Here is a 15050-nt window from a genome sequence, read left to right as displayed (position 1 = left end):
GATATTATTCACATTTCATAATGTGAATAATGATTATCATTTATATTAGATAATTCCGAAGGGCGCGCGAAACGAACAGAAGAATACATAGCCCGGTAAATGACTCACTTACCGGACTTATCTTAAACAGCTAATTTAGAAGGCAACTGATCCCTGCACAAAGAAGGTTCGTGGCTCGCCGACATACTTACCTGCATTGTTATCATTGGAACGCGTGAAATAGCGTTGATCAAACAGGTTTTTTACTCCAGCACCCAATGTCAGATTTGACCAGGCCGGCCCGAAATTATATTCAGCGCGGGTATTCCACACCATGTACCCCGGAATAGTACCAAACTGGCCATCAGCACTCTCCGTCGTAATATACTGCGGGCCAGAACCCGGCGACTGTTGCTGAGATTGTGCATAACTATCCAGGTTCCAGACCCAATTACCGGTTTCATAACGGGTACCCACGGTATAAACCTGACGTGAATAGAAAGGTAAGTCCTTACCGGCGAAAGCACCACTTTTGGTGGTTGCTTTGGTGTAGGTGTAACTGGAGTAAACACTTACCCCATTCAGCACTGAATTGAGTTCACTCAAATCATAACTGAATGCCAGCTCCACTCCTTCATGAGTCGTCGCCCCCAGATTTGTCCAGCCAATATCATTGCTGATGTATTGCAGTTGATTGTCGAAATCAATGTAGAACAGAGTCAACTCACCGGTCATCACTGTGTCATCAAAGCGAGTACCAATTTCATAGCTATGTGCTTTTTCAGCCGTTAGGCCCGGAGCCGGCGCATTACCATTGCCGCCTTTACTGAGCTGGAAATATTGCATGCTACCAAATGAGGTGTTGGCATTGGCAAACAGCTTCCATTCATCGGACATATGGTACATAACATTAAGTGAAGGAAGCGGCTCACTGTAGTGCTGCTCACGTTGGGTGTTGGCAAAAGAATCATCCACATTGGTGCGAATATTCTCATAACGCAGGCCGGGGGTGATGGTCCAGTCAGACACATTGATGGCATCATCAATATAGACTGCATGGGCTTCAGTACCGCCAGAGGTGTGCTGATAATACTGTGGTGTGGCGGGCATTGAAGTCACTGTCGCAGGGTTATACCAAGGGGAGCGATAGGCTTTCTCATCCATGGTTTCATTCAGATAGCGGTAACCTACAGTAACCTCATGGGAGCTACTGCCCATTCTGAATAGCTGTGAATAGCTGGGTTCAATGGCATAAGTGGTGTAATTACGCGGGTAAGCCACCATGCGTTTCTGACCGAGGTTAGCACCGGCCCCTTCAGATTCAATATTGCTGCCACGGAAACTTTTGGTGAAATATGTCAGCAACTCAAACTGGCGATCATCTTCCTGGTGGATATATTTGAATGACATATCACGGCGACGCCCATCAAACTGGTCATAAGGGCGGGTCGACTGGAAAGGATTCTGGGCATATTGTGCACTGGTTAACCCACCCGGCATGCCGGCATGTGCTTCATAATAATGAAAATTAGCCTGTAATTCGTCATGTTCGGTGAACTGATAACGGGTCTTCAACATGAAATCATCGATATCAGTATTGTCGTTATTGTCACGATACCCTTGACCATGTAGACCTGAATATAGCAATGCCGCGCCAAAACCATTGTCTGCCGTACCGCCTAATGATGCGCTGCTCAACGTTTTTAAACCGCCATGACTAGCACCCTGCGTCTGTGCGCTAACGGCACCACTGAAGTCTTCTGGGATAGCCTTGGTGTTAAAGTTAATTATTCCACCTACGTTTTGCGGCCCATAACGTACTGCTCCACCACCGCGAATCACATCAATCGATTGCAGGTTACCAATAGAAAGTGGAGCCATTGATAGCTGTGGCTGACCATAAGGTGCTACTGCTAGCGGGATGCCGTCCATCAGGATGGTTGAGCGCGGAGATAAGCGAGAGGTCAGGCCACGAACCCCCACATTGAGCGAAATATCACTGCCGCCCGTGCCGTTACTTTCACGCACTTGAACACCAGGAATACCACGCAGTGAATCCCCCACGGTCTGAGCACCCTTTTCGTGAATACGTTGCTGGGTCACGATAGTGCGCGCACCGGGGTGATTCAACACAACCGTGCTGTTATCCGTATTATCAAGCCAGTTACCCACCACTGAAAGCGTGTCATTTTTATTCGTTTTAGCTTCGACTGAGTTATCAGTCGCTGGCGGAGAGGATTTCTCTGCGGCAAAAGCCGGTAATGCCAGCGCGACAGAAGCAGCCAGCAGAGACAAACGGGAAAACGTTAACATTTTGGGCCTATTGCGAAAGGAGTTGTGTCTGATTGTATTTTTTGGGAACGCTAATCTTAATGATTACATTTCCCAAGTAAATCAATTTTGTCGCAAATAGACGAATTATTTCTTGCTGCTAAAACAGAAAGGGAGGGAATAAAAACCATTTGGAATAAGAGGGTTAAGTGTAGTAGTGAATGCTGCAATAACTTACCGTGAGTTATTGCAGCACATTGCGGCGTCAAGGGCGCCAGCTGTTTGACTGCCCAAAGCTATTGGCGTTGCAGCTAGGCAGCAAATGAACAAATCCCGATGAGCTTACATAAGTAAGTGATTCGGGTGAGTGAGTGCCGCTAACAACGCTGCGGCGTCAAGGGCGCAGGGCAGTGACCCAAAACACGCCGCTATAATCTATAGCAGTATACTTTTGATGAATCATTTCCAAATCCGCCTGTGGATCCAAATCGGTAAATAATTCTGGATGAAGGAATTTAGCAATAGCTTCTACAGCGACCACATTCAACGGGCTATCATAAAACTGGTGATAAACCGCCATCACTTTTTTATCCTGCACGGATTTCAATATACTGATGCCAGTTCGCCCCATCAGATGGGTCAACTTTGCCTGTGTTGTCGCTGTATCAGTGTTGTAGCCTAAAGGCACGGCTACAGAGCCTTTATGGCCTCGACTCCAGTCAGCACCGGTCATTAAATAAAAGTCAGGATTGCTGCTAATGAGTTGCTCGACGTTAATCTCACCGCCCATTTCCGGGAACAGTTGGCTACCAATGTTATTCCCGCCAGCCTCAGCAATAAACTGCCCAAAACTGCCTTTGCCAAAAGTCGAACAACACTCATCACCCGTCATACCCGCGTGGCGTTCAATGAAAACACTTGGGCGCTGTTCAGGTTTTAGCGTGGCGACTCGTTGACGAATCAAGTTAAGTCGCTGCTGATAAAACTGGATAAAATCTTCGGCATTTTTTTCTTCGCCAAACACTTTGCCGAGCAGTTGCATACTGGGAACCGTGTTGGTCAACGGCTGCTGGCGGAAATCAATAAACAGCACCGGAATACCCGATTTATCCAACTGCGCCAATACGCCACTGGCTTTGAGTTTTGCCAGCAATCCAGTATCAAAAATAATTAAATCCGGTTGCATTGATACCGCCCGCTCAACACTGAAATCAGTGACATAGGGGTTATCGAACATCGGGATCTTATTTACTTCTGGGAATTTTTTGGCGTACGCCTCCACCAGATCGGCGGCTTTCACTTTCAGTGAGTTATCCCAGGCGATAATACCTTTTAGCGGTGTTTGCGGATGGAGAATATTCAATGCCATCAATGCTCTGGCATCCGCTAATATCACTCGTGATGCAGGCTGAGCTAATGTCACCTGCCGGCCGGCAACATCTGTCACCACAATCGGCTGTGCTAAAACAGAAAATGATGCCGTTATTGCTAGACACATAGCGACTAATGATAAAAACCTGCTGACAATGCGACCGGGCATGAAATGTCCTTTAGGAAAAATTGAACGCTAATGATAATCCATATCTTTTGAGAAATTGAATCATTGTCTGCGGTGTATCGATAAATTCTTTTTTCATCGTCTCATTCACTGTTTTTATCGGATTGTGGATTATTCTGTTGCTTTGCTAAACCGATTCTTCTACTTTTAGCAACAAATAGGATTGAAGAGAATAGGGGTTTATCATGGAGAATACCGTTTGGGTTTTGGGCGATGCTGCTATTGATCTAGTTCCTGAAAATTCAAATAGTTACCTAAAATGTCCAGGTGGTGCACCCGCCAATGTCGCGGTAGGTATTGCCAGATTGGGGGGTAAAAGTGCATTTATTGGCCGAGTTGGGCAAGACAGCTTTGGCCGTTTTATGCAGCAGGTTTTACAGCAGGAAAATGTTGATACTCGTGCCATGACGCTGGATGCAGAGCATCGAACCTCAACTGTTGTTGTGGATTTGGATCAGCATGGCGAGCGCACATTTACATTTATGGTGATGCCAAGTGCTGATTTATTTCTTCAGCCTGATGATTTACCTGAATTTAAACCCAACCAATGGCTGCATCTGTGTTCCATTGCATTGAGTCAGGAACCCAGCCGCAGCACCGCATTTGAGGCTATGCGCCGCATCAAAGCCGATGGAGGTTGGGTTAGTTTTGATCCCAATATTCGTGCTGATATTTGGCGTCAACCACAAGAGTTACTCCCCTGTCTGCAACAAGCATTGCAGTTAGCCGATGTGGTAAAACTGTCACGGGAAGAACTGGATTTTATCTGCCCGCAGCAGGATATCGCGACAGCTATGGAGCAGGTTATGGCTGACTATTCCTGTAAATTATTGCTGGTGACATTGGGTGCAGAGGGGGTTTGGGTACATAACCGCAGAAAGTTGCAAAAATATGCCAGCCGGAAAATCACCCCGATAGACACCACCGGGGCCGGAGATGCCTTTGTTGCCGGGTTGCTGGCAGCATTATCGCAACAGCCCAACTGGCACCAAAGCCAGGATTTAAGTGCGGCTATCGATCAAGCGCAAGCATGCGGTGCTCTGGCTACCAGCGCCAAAGGGGCAATGACCGCCCTACCCAATGCGCAGGAATTGGCGCATTTTCTGCAACGCAGTCACTAACCGTCCCCCCTGTCGGATGCCCTGCGTTGGCATCCGGTTTCCTCTCCTGTTCATCCGTTTTTGCTAAACACTCAGCTCACGGCAATGCGCTTAACGGCTTCACGCTGACTGATTCACCCCTTTCATAGCGTGACCTCCCTCACCACACCACTCAATTTGCAGTGCAGATCACAATAGCTGAATCGGGTTAGCAAAATGTTTTGCTAATTCCAACTGATCGCCCGTATGTTAGCCATGAAAAACCGGTTTAGCTGTTTAGCATAAATACAATCAATCACATACCGAGTGATATAAAAATGATGATAAAACCAAGCTATCTTGCTGTATCAATAGGACTTATTCTTTCTTGTGCAGCGCCCACCGCCTCAGCAGCCTCATCAAATATGGATATAGAAGCCCGCCTTAATGCTTTAGAGCAGCGATTGCAGCAAGCAGAACAACGGGCAAAAAATGCAGAAACCCGCGCCGAAATTGCAGAAAAACAAGCACAAAAACTTGAAGCTCGTACCCTTCAGGCAGAAGAAAAAACCGTTCAAGTTGTTAAACGCACTGAGAAATTAGAAAGCAAAACACAAAGCGACAATGGTTTTGAGTTCCACGGTTATGCGCGCTCCGGTTTGTTAATGAACTCTTCCGGTACCGGCACTCAAGGTGGCCCTTATGTTTCTCCGGCAGGTAGTACCGGTGGGGCAATTGGCCGTTTAGGTAATGAACCCGATACCTATGTTGAAGTGAATTTAGAGAAAAAACAGAAACTGGATAACGGCGCGACCACTCGCTACAAAGTGATGCTGGCTGATGGTCAACGTAGTTATAACGACTGGACAGCTGACAGCAGTGACCTGAATGTGCGTCAGGCTTTCGTCGAATTGGGTACCCTACCCACCTTCAATGGTATGTTCAAAGACAGCACTCTGTGGGCCGGTAAGCGCTTTGATCGCGATAACTTTGATATTCATTGGCTGGATTCCGACGTGGTATTCCTGGCCGGTACCGGTGGCGGTATTTATGACATCAAATGGACTGATAACCTGAAGAGTAACTTCTCCCTATATGGCCGTAATTACGGCGAAATCGAGAATGTTAACAGCGATATTCAAAGCTATATTTTCACCACCAATAACTATGTATCCACCCATAATAACGGCTCATTCCAGTGGATGCTGAGTGGCCTGCGCGCTAAAGATAACGAAGCTCGCCAAAATAGCGGTGAAACCGTGAATACCAACGCCGCAGATAAAGGCGTTCACAGCATGGTAGCCTACCACGGGGATAGCTTCTATGGGCTACGTGAGGGGACATCTAAAACCGCCTTGTTATATGGTCACGGCCTGGGCGCTGAAGTGAAAGCTATTGGCTCCGATGGCAACTTGACCAGCGGTGCAGATACCTGGCGCTTGGCCTCCTACGGCACCACCGCGCTGAGCAAGAACTGGAGCCTGGCACCTGCAATATTGGCGCAGCAAAGTAAAGACCGATATGTCGAGGGTGATAGTTATAAGTGGGTAACCTTCAACGCCCGCCTGATTCAGGAAATCACCGAAAACTTTGCTCTGGCATATGAAGGCAGTTATCAATATATGAATCTCGACCCGCAAGGATATAAGGATTATCACAAAGTCAGCGGCGGTTTCTATAAACTGACCTTTGCCCCGACCTTTAAAGCGGGCGATATCAGTAACTTCTTTAGCCGCCCAGAAATACGCGTCTTCGCGACCTACATGGATTGGAGTCAAGATCTGGATAACTACGCCAAGGATGATGCCTTCGGTAAAAATGATTTTGCCGCCGGCGGTCAATGGAACTTTGGTATCCAGATGGAAACCTGGTTCTGATCATTCCCCGCCGTCGGCAGGGATTGGCTGCCACGGCGGGTAACCTAATTTATATGCGAGGGATATAATGAATATTAATGAGACCGCAAAGGCTCTACTCCCATTGCTCGGCGGCAAAGACAATATTGTCAGCGCAGCGCACTGTGCAACACGCCTGCGTTTGGTATTGGCTGATGACTCGCTGGTACAAAAATCAGCGGTAGAGAAAGTCGAAGGCGTTAAAGGCTGTTTTAGTAATGCAGGGCAATTGCAGATTATTTTCGGCACCGGGCTGGTGAATAAAGTGTATGCCGAATTTATTAAAGTGGCGGGGATTAGCGAATCCAGTAAATCAGAAGCGGCCGATGCGGCTGCCCGCAAGCTAAATCCATTCCAACGCATTGCCCGGCTGCTGTCTAATATTTTTGTGCCGATCATTCCGGCGATTGTGGCCTCCGGTTTGTTGATGGGTTTGCTCGGCATGGTGAAAACCTATGGCTGGGCCGATGCCAACAGCGCGCTATTTATCATGTTGGATATGTTTAGCTCCGCTGCTTTCATTATTTTGCCGATTTTGATTGGTTTTACCGCAGCCAAAGAGTTTGGCGGTAACCCCTATCTGGGGGCCACGCTGGGCGGTATTCTGACCCATCCGGCACTGACCAATGCCTGGGGAGTGGCGGGCGGTTTCCATACCATGAACTTCTTCGGGATGGAGGTGGCGATGATTGGCTATCAGGGCACGGTATTCCCCGTCCTGCTCGCCGTGTGGTTTATGAGTATGTTGGAAAAGCGCCTGCGCAAGATTATCCCAGATGCGCTGGATTTGATTCTCACGCCATTTTTAACCGTCATTATTACCGGATTTGTTGCACTGCTGTTTATTGGCCCTGCCGGACGCGTGCTGGGTGATGGCATTTCACTGGTACTCAGCACCCTGATTACCCATGCCGGTTGGCTGGCTGGATTGCTATTTGGTGGGCTATATTCTGTTATCGTGATCACCGGTATTCACCATAGTTTCCATGCAATTGAAGCAGGCTTATTGGGTAATCCCAATATTGGCGTTAACTTCCTGCTGCCTATCTGGTCGATGGCGAATGTTGCGCAAGGTGGAGCTTGTCTGGCGGTCTACTTTAAAACTCGTGATGCCAAAATTAAAGCCATTGTGATCCCCTCGGCATTTTCCGCCATGCTGGGGATAACTGAAGCGGCTATTTTCGGTATTAACCTGCGCTTTATCAAACCCTTCCTGGCAGCACTGGCGGGCGGAGCACTCGGTGGCGCATGGGTGGTGGCCAATCATGTCAATATGACCGCAGTGGGCTTGACCGGCATCCCCGGCATCGCCATCGTGCAAGGCAATTCAATTGTTAACTATCTGATTGGTTTAGTGATTGCCTTTGGTGCTGCGTTTATTATTTCATTGCTACTTAAATACAAAACGGACAGCGAATAATGCAAGAAGCCAGTTTACTTAAACATCTTACGCTGGCAGTGATGCGCGGTCAGGGCCGCGCATTACAAGACCCACACCGGCCGGGCTGGCACTTAGCTCCCTGTGTCGGGTTGCTGAATGATCCTAATGGGTTTATCTATCATGCTGGCTATTATCATTTGTTTTATCAATGGAATCCGCTGGATTGCCGCCACGGCAGTAAATATTGGGGCCACTGGCGCAGCACTGACTTAGTGCATTGGGAGCATCAACCAGTGGCATTGGTGCCGAGCGAAGCCTATGAAAGTCATGGTTGTTACTCCGGTTCGGCGGTGATTGCTGATGACCTTATCACCCTGATTTACACCGGAAATGTGAAATACCCCGATGGCTCCCGTACTGCATTCCAATGTCTGGCACAGGAAAACGAACGGGGCGAGTTCGACAAGTTAGGGCCAGTGCTCCCCTTGCCCGCTGGCTATACCGGACATGTGCGTGACCCGAAAGTCTGGCAACACGACGGCCAGTGGTACATGGTGTTAGGTGCTCAGGACAAACAACTGCAAGGTAAGGTTCTGCTGCTGCGATCCGATGATTTGCGCGAATGGCATAATCTGGGTGAGGTAGCTGGCTCTGGTCTGGGGGGGCTTGGGCCTTTTGGCTACATGTGGGAATGCCCCGACCTGTTTACCCTGGCAGATAAAGATGTTTTGATTTTCTGCCCACAGGGTATACCAGCCGAAGCTGAACGCTATCGTAATACCTTTCAGGTAGGCTATTTACTGGGCAAATTAGATTATGCCAATGCCACCTTCAATCATCAGGCATTCCACGAGTTGGATGCTGGCTTTGAGTTTTACGCGCCGCAAACCACACTGGCCGCAGATGGTCGCCGCTTATTATTCGGCTGGATGGGCATTCCAGATGAAGATGAATTTTACCAACCGACAGTGGCCTATGGCTGGATCCACACCATGACCTGCCCACGCGAGTTAAGCCTGAATGGTGACAAACTGATTCAGCAACCGGCCCGCGAGTTAGCCGCGCTGCGACATGAATATTCCCAGTGGCAAGGCCGTGCTCAGGATGCCCCTTATCTGCCTATCAGCAGTGCCGAAATGATAATCGACGTCAGTGCGCCTTTTACCCTCGAATTGGGCAATACATTGCTGTTGGAGTGGGATGGTGCGTGCTTGATTTTAAGCCGTAATAATCTGCGCACCGGATTGCGGGAATTCCGTTACTGGCGCGGTCAATTGCAACAATTACAGTTACTTTGCGATCGTTGCAGCATAGAGATTTTTATCAATCAGGGGGAAGCGGTGATGACCTCGAGTTACTTCCCGACAGTACCGCCACACGCAATTTTCAGCGGAAGTGCCGAACTGTGTGTGCAACACTGGCTGTTGTCTTCGCCCATGTTAGAATGAACTATCTTTCAAGGCGACAGATTCACTCGGTGAACAACATTAATCTGTGAAAAACAATAAACGTATTACCATCAACGATATTGCCAAACTGGCTGGTGTGTCGAAATCGACCACCAGTCTGGTGCTCAATGGACGTAGCAAGGAATATCGTGTTTCAGATGAAACGCGGGATCGTATTATTGCTCTGGCCAACGAACATAACTATCAGCCCAGTTTCCATGCCCGTTCGCTGCGCTCCACCCGCAGTCACACCATAGGGTTGGTGGTGCCAGAGATGACCAACCACGGCTTTGCACTTATTTCGCGAGAGCTGGAAATGTTGTGTCGTGAGGCGGGGTTACAGTTGCTTATTGCCTGTACCGACGAGAATCCCGGCCAGGAAATGATGGCGGTAAACAGCTTGGTACAGCGCCAGGTTGATGGCCTGATTGTTGCGTCCAGCCAGCTCAATGACGGCGAATATCAAAAAATTAATGCTCGTCTGCCAGTGGTGCAGATGGACAGATTAATTGGTGAATCAGCATTACCGCTGGTGATTACCGATTCCATCGCCTCTACCAGCGCCTTGGTTGAAAACGTGGCTCGCCAACATCCGAATGAATTTTACTTTCTCGGCGGCCAGCCCCGGATCTCGCCGACGCGTGACCGTTTGGCGGGTTTCCAGCAAGGGCTACAACAAGCAGGGGTCGAATGCCGCCCCGAATGGATCTTAAATGGCCATTACTTACCCAGCTCCGGCTATGAAATGATTGCCCAGCTTTGCGCGCAATTAGGCCGCCCGCCCAAAGCAGTATTTACCGCCGCCTGTGGCCTGTTGGAAGGGGTATTGCGCTATCTCAATCAGCATCAATTAATGGACAGTGATATTCATCTTTGTAGTTTTGATGACCACTACCTGTTCGATTGCTTACCCTTAAAAATAGATACCATCGCGCAGGATTGCCAAGGGTTAGCGCGCCATAGCTTTGAGATGATCACCGCCCTTATTGCAGAAACACCTTTGGCACAAAATCAGCTGATTCTACCGGGCCAAATCCATTGGCGGCATCCGGGCTCCAAGGCGCTCAATGAGCAACAGTGAGCCGGTTGCCACTCCGGCGCTAATCGGTTCGTGGCAGCGCTGCCAAAAATTGATGCAACCCCAGCAATGGCGTGTGCCACACCGCGCTGCGGGAGCTACATTTCAGTCAATTTGTCAGCGAAAAAATGACTTACTGGTGTTAGGCCAGGCCGCGCTGGAAGATGCTTATGAATACATGGAGTCGCGCCACTGCGTCCTGCTAATTCTTGATGAAAGTGGTTGTACTCTGTGGCAATGCGGTCATCCGCAGACCATGAGTCAGTTAAAAACGCTAGGTATTGATTGTGGCAGCTATTGGGCTGAAGGATTAATCGGTACCAATGCCCCTGCTTTGGCAATAGCCGAAGGGCATCCGATACAGGTCAGCGGTCAGCAACACTTCAAGCAGGCTCTGCACCCATGGCACTTTTGTGCCACGCCGGTGTATGACAACAGTGGTCGCCAACGGGCCGTGATTGTTCTGGGGAGTTTACTGGTTGATAACGCCGCCAGTGACCTGCCGCTGACACTGGCGATTGCCCGAGAAATTGGAAATTACCTCCATGCCGATACTTTATTGGCCGAAACCAACCGCCATCTGAACGAACTCAATGCCCTGCTGGATGGGGTCGAAGATGGCGTAATGGCTTGGGACCAACGCGGTTGTCTGCTGTACCTTAACCGCCGTGCGGCGGCTATCTTACAACTCAATGAAACCAACAGTCTCGGCAAGCCTGTCAGTGAATTACTCACCCTACCCGCCTTGCTAACTCAGGCCATTTTGCACCGTCATCCACTCAGCCATGTGGAAGTTACCTTTGAAAATCAACAACAATTCATTCCTGCTTTGTTGACTCTCAAACCTATTCCAGATGGCGACCGCTGCGGATTTATTGCACTTCTGCATCCACAAGAATTACTGCGGCAAATGGTTCACAATCAATTAGGCCGAGCCAGTTATACCTTTGACGATATGCCAGTGGCGTCACTGGAGATGCGCCGCTTAATTCGTTATGGCAAACAGGCGGCTAAAGGCCGACACCCCATTTTACTGCATGGGGAAGAAGGCGTCGGTAAGCAACAATTAGGGCAGGCCATCCATAATGCCAGCAATCGATCCAGCGGCCCTTATATCGTATTGAATTGCCAGGCATTACCGCAAAATCTTATGGCTCGGGAATTTTTGGGCTGTGATGCCAGTGAAGGTGAATCTGGGCAGCCCAGCAAATTTGAATTAGCCAACGGCGGCACTTTATATTTGGAGCAAGTCGAATACTTATCGCCAGAAATGCAGTCGGCTCTACTACAAATTGTCAAAACCGGCATGGTGATGCGGGTCAACTCTAATCGGGTGATCCCAGTGGATGTGCGAATCATTACTGCCACTGGCGCAGACCTGCCCTTGTTAGTAAAACAGGGCCGTTTTCGTCGCCAGCTATTCTATACCCTGCAATCTTTTGAGCTGCATATCCCGCCGCTGCGCCAACGCCAGCAAGATATTCCACTACTGGTTCAGCACACGCTAGCCAGCCTTGGGCAACATTTTCACTGCCAATATCAGCCAGACGAAAGTGTTATTCGCCAGTTATGCCAATACCCTTGGCCGGGTAATGATCAAGAGCTGAAAAGTGTGGTTGAACGGGCCGCGATGGCCTGTCGCAACAACCGCATAAATCTCAATGACTTGCCAGAGCATCTGCTCGGCGAGAAATTGCTATTGGAACCGGATATGCCACAACCTCAGCCGGTCTTATCACTACAGGAATTAGAAAGGCAGGCCATTATTCGTGCTGCGTTAGTCTGCCAGGGGCAACTGAATGAAATGGCGGCCTTATTGGGGATAGGCCGCACCACATTATGGCGAAAAGTGAAACTTCACCGGCTGGATATCCACCAATTCAAGGGTGGCGAATCGCTGCCATTTTAGTTTCAATGAACTGCCCAGTCAGGGAAAATCATAGGTAATGTGAAGGCCTTAAGTTGCTCCGCCGATAACTGGCGACGCCCTTCATTAATTGCTGCCCCTGGCCCCTGACTGTTCGCCTCAAAGAAACGTGAGTCTTGCGGATAGAACCAGATTTTCTCGCCTTGCTTATCTTTACCAGACATTTTATCCCAACCGTAAATATGATCATCCATCGTCGTATTGATAAATACCGCCTGACCAATTGCCGCCGGATCGGCATAACGGCCATCATCGAAAGTGGTTGTCGGATGCCATGGCCGCCCTAAAGCAAAACTGTTGGCGGGAACACCAGGCTCTTTGGTCAAGCGGCTGTTAATAAATATCAGGCCATAAGGTGAGGTCGTTAATGTACTCGGGGCCGTGATATAGCCATAAGGCGGCTCAATATCACTTCGATCTCGCGCCACGATATTACAATTATCAAATACCGTGATACCTGAGCCAAAAATAAAATCAACATGACCACTGATTTCACAATCGGTGAAATAACTCCGGCTGCCAGTTTTGCTATAAAGCGTATCTTGGTAGCCTTCCAGTTTTACTTTATTAAAACGTGCTTTATCACTATTTTCCGCTAATAACAGTGCCACCGCTTGAGTGTCTTTTAATTTTGTTGGGTCAGTGTCCGCTTTCTTTTTATTGGCCGGAAAATCAAAATCATTACGAATAGTCAGATTTTCTGCTGTAAAGTTCGGGGCATTAACCAACACGGTACTACTGCCGGAAGTTCCCCATTTTTCGCCTTGTGGATTAAGCATTCCCGCCGCAGTATTGGCACCGATCACTGTCCCATCACGGTCCTCTCCTTTCAGGGTGACATGACGACGAGTCACTTCTAGCCGTTCAGTATAAACTCCATTTTTCAAGAAGATAACAAAAGGAGACTCATCCGCAGGGGCCGACTTCAGTGCAGCATTAATCGAGGGAAACTCGTCTCCCTGAGGCGTGGTAGAAACAACTGCATTATACTGCGCAGCATTCACCGTCCCTAATACAACAAACGACATTAATCCTAACAATAGCGTTTTACCCAATAAATTAATCGGCATTTCGAGATCCTCAGTAACTCATACACACCCAAGTAAAATCACGTTACGTGACTATAAATGATGGAAAATGTCATTCAGCATTGAAAATATAATACACAAAATGAAACGCCATTCCATTTGCGCAGATCACGTTTTTGACATTATATTGAGACCCTAAATGAAGGATTGATTTCCTTTGGCTGGTGCCGAGAAATTAAGGATGATATCAATAACAAAGACAAATAAAGCGATTATGTTATCTATAAATGTTAATTACCTAATATGCCACTATAAAACCAACCATAAAAAAGTCATCATTAATAAATAATTTGAAAAATATGCATTCTTACGCCTATTTATAAAAGCTTGCCGCGGAGAGATCTTTGAGATATAAAAATAGAGAAATAAAAAATAAAACTAAATTCATTATTATAAAGCACCATAACTAATATATATGATTTTTACATTATTTGCTCACATTAATATAACTTATCAATAATAATCTGATGAATAGGTCATCCATGTCTATTAAATATAAAATAATTCAATTCAATATAAATGAATTTGGTGTAAATATAAAATCAATTAAAAATGAACTATCATTTGAAAAATTAGCATGGGACACTAATGATATAAAATTTTCGCAATTAAGATTTCTTATCAGTAAACGTTTCGCGAGTAGAAAATTAATTTTGCAGGAGGCACAATGCTATCTTGATGATTATTTGGTACCTAAAGGCATTCAATCTCTAATATCCACATTATCTGTGCCCGATAAAAAAACATTTTATGCCTATAAACCTTTTAGAAAAAGAGGGGTGAGTCAATTCATTGCTGAATATATTGATAACAAATGGAATATTAATCTTATTGATATCCCTGTATTAGCCAACTTTACCCAGAGCGCTGACCATCAGTTAGATTTAAGGCAATTAATTCGTTATTTTCCTCCAATGGATCGGGTCACTGCCAATTCTGCAATTTTGCAGCTACTCATTAAAGCATTCATCGAAATGTTGTGTGAATGCGAACCTAAAAGAAAAATCAAAAAAATTGGGATCACTTGCCATCAAATATCTTTAATTATAGATGGGGCCACACATCAGGTCTCAAATTCGCCAGAAGGTCTACATCAGGATGGGAGTGACTATATTGTATCTGCATTAGTTATTGATAAATATAATATTGAAGGTGGAACCAGCAAACTCTATTGTCTTGAAAAAGATGAGTTTATTAAATCACACACATTAGAGTGTGGGGAGGGTTTATTTCACATAGATAAAAATTCGTCCATTTGGCATCAAGTCACACCTATAAAATTAAAGGAACCATCAATTAAATCTGGATATAGGAATATATTAGGATTTGATTTCAATTATATATTG

At 47.1% G+C, this 15050-nt stretch carries 10 protein-coding genes; 7 read left to right on the top strand and 3 right to left on the bottom strand.

Features of this window, described 5'->3' with window-relative positions:
- Window positions 1–135 precede the first annotated feature (135 nt).
- Both HU019_RS19185 and HU019_RS19180 read right to left on the bottom strand, forming a co-directional pair.
- Window positions 136–2292, bottom strand: a complete 2157-nt coding sequence (locus tag HU019_RS19185) for a TonB-dependent receptor family protein (RefSeq protein WP_174849484.1) — start codon at window positions 2290–2292, stop codon at window positions 136–138.
- A gap of 352 nt (window positions 2293–2644) precedes the next feature.
- Window positions 2645–3790 (bottom strand): ABC transporter substrate-binding protein, encoded by a 1146-nt coding sequence (locus HU019_RS19180; RefSeq protein WP_174849485.1) that lies wholly within the window; start codon window positions 3788–3790, stop codon window positions 2645–2647.
- Window positions 3791–3993: 203 nt separating this feature from the next.
- On the opposite strand from HU019_RS19180, the gene HU019_RS19175 reads away from it, so the two are divergent.
- The 6 genes from HU019_RS19175 to dhaR all read left to right on the top strand — a co-directional run bounded on the left by HU019_RS19175 (window position 3994) and on the right by dhaR (window position 12598).
- The gene (locus tag HU019_RS19175; protein WP_174849486.1) at window positions 3994–4929 is read left to right on the top strand and encodes an aminoimidazole riboside kinase; all 936 of its coding nucleotides are present in this window, start codon (window positions 3994–3996) and stop codon (window positions 4927–4929) included.
- Between the two features lie 296 nt (window positions 4930–5225).
- Window positions 5226–6764 carry a carbohydrate porin gene (locus HU019_RS19170; protein ID WP_174849487.1) on the top strand — a complete coding sequence of 513 codons (1539 nt, stop codon included), beginning with the start codon at window positions 5226–5228 and terminating at the stop codon, window positions 6762–6764.
- Between the two features lie 67 nt (window positions 6765–6831).
- The gene (locus HU019_RS19165; protein ID WP_174849488.1) at window positions 6832–8202 is read left to right on the top strand and encodes a sucrose-specific PTS transporter subunit IIBC; all 1371 of its coding nucleotides are present in this window, start codon (window positions 6832–6834) and stop codon (window positions 8200–8202) included.
- Window positions 8202–9611 carry a glycoside hydrolase family 32 protein gene (locus HU019_RS19160; protein ID WP_174849489.1) on the top strand — a complete coding sequence of 470 codons (1410 nt, stop codon included), beginning with the start codon at window positions 8202–8204 and terminating at the stop codon, window positions 9609–9611. Before HU019_RS19165 ends, HU019_RS19160 begins: the two co-directional genes overlap by 1 nt.
- Before the next feature lie 46 nt (window positions 9612–9657).
- Window positions 9658–10692 (top strand): LacI family DNA-binding transcriptional regulator, encoded by a 1035-nt coding sequence (locus HU019_RS19155; protein ID WP_174849490.1) that lies wholly within the window; start codon window positions 9658–9660, stop codon window positions 10690–10692.
- Window positions 10679–12598 (top strand): dihydroxyacetone kinase operon transcriptional regulator DhaR, encoded by a 1920-nt coding sequence (gene dhaR, locus HU019_RS19150; RefSeq protein WP_174849491.1) that lies wholly within the window; start codon window positions 10679–10681, stop codon window positions 12596–12598. Before HU019_RS19155 ends, dhaR begins: the two co-directional genes overlap by 14 nt.
- 2 nt (window positions 12599–12600) lie before the next feature.
- Here dhaR and HU019_RS19145 read toward each other — a convergent pair whose 3' ends face one another.
- Window positions 12601–13686, bottom strand: a complete 1086-nt coding sequence (locus HU019_RS19145; RefSeq protein WP_174849492.1) for a pectinesterase family protein — start codon at window positions 13684–13686, stop codon at window positions 12601–12603.
- Window positions 13687–14186: 500 nt separating this feature from the next.
- Between HU019_RS19145 and HU019_RS19140 the strand changes: the two genes are divergently transcribed.
- Window positions 14187–15050 (top strand): 2OG-Fe dioxygenase family protein (locus HU019_RS19140; protein WP_174849493.1); only part of this gene is annotated, 864 nt, incomplete at its 3' end.

This window comes from Yersinia artesiana (genome assembly GCF_902726545.1).
In the GTDB taxonomy this organism is placed as follows: domain Bacteria; phylum Pseudomonadota; class Gammaproteobacteria; order Enterobacterales; family Enterobacteriaceae; genus Yersinia; species Yersinia artesiana.
The sequence above is the reverse complement of the archived record's forward strand: the minus strand, read 5'-3'. Positions and strand labels throughout refer to the sequence as shown.

Coding starts and splice junctions, on each gene's coding strand:
- HU019_RS19185 (WP_174849484.1), bottom strand. CDS start 2,292: ATGTTAACGTTTTCCCGTTTGTCTCTGCTGGCTGCTTCTGTCGCGCTG.
- HU019_RS19180 (WP_174849485.1), bottom strand. CDS start 3,790: ATGCCCGGTCGCATTGTCAGCAGGTTTTTATCATTAGTCGCTATGTGT.
- HU019_RS19175 (WP_174849486.1), top strand. CDS start 3,994: ATGGAGAATACCGTTTGGGTTTTGGGCGATGCTGCTATTGATCTAGTT.
- HU019_RS19170 (WP_174849487.1), top strand. CDS start 5,226: ATGATGATAAAACCAAGCTATCTTGCTGTATCAATAGGACTTATTCTT.
- HU019_RS19165 (WP_174849488.1), top strand. CDS start 6,832: ATGAATATTAATGAGACCGCAAAGGCTCTACTCCCATTGCTCGGCGGC.
- HU019_RS19160 (WP_174849489.1), top strand. CDS start 8,202: ATGCAAGAAGCCAGTTTACTTAAACATCTTACGCTGGCAGTGATGCGC.
- dhaR (WP_174849491.1), top strand. CDS start 10,679: ATGAGCAACAGTGAGCCGGTTGCCACTCCGGCGCTAATCGGTTCGTGG.
- HU019_RS19145 (WP_174849492.1), bottom strand. CDS start 13,686: ATGCCGATTAATTTATTGGGTAAAACGCTATTGTTAGGATTAATGTCG.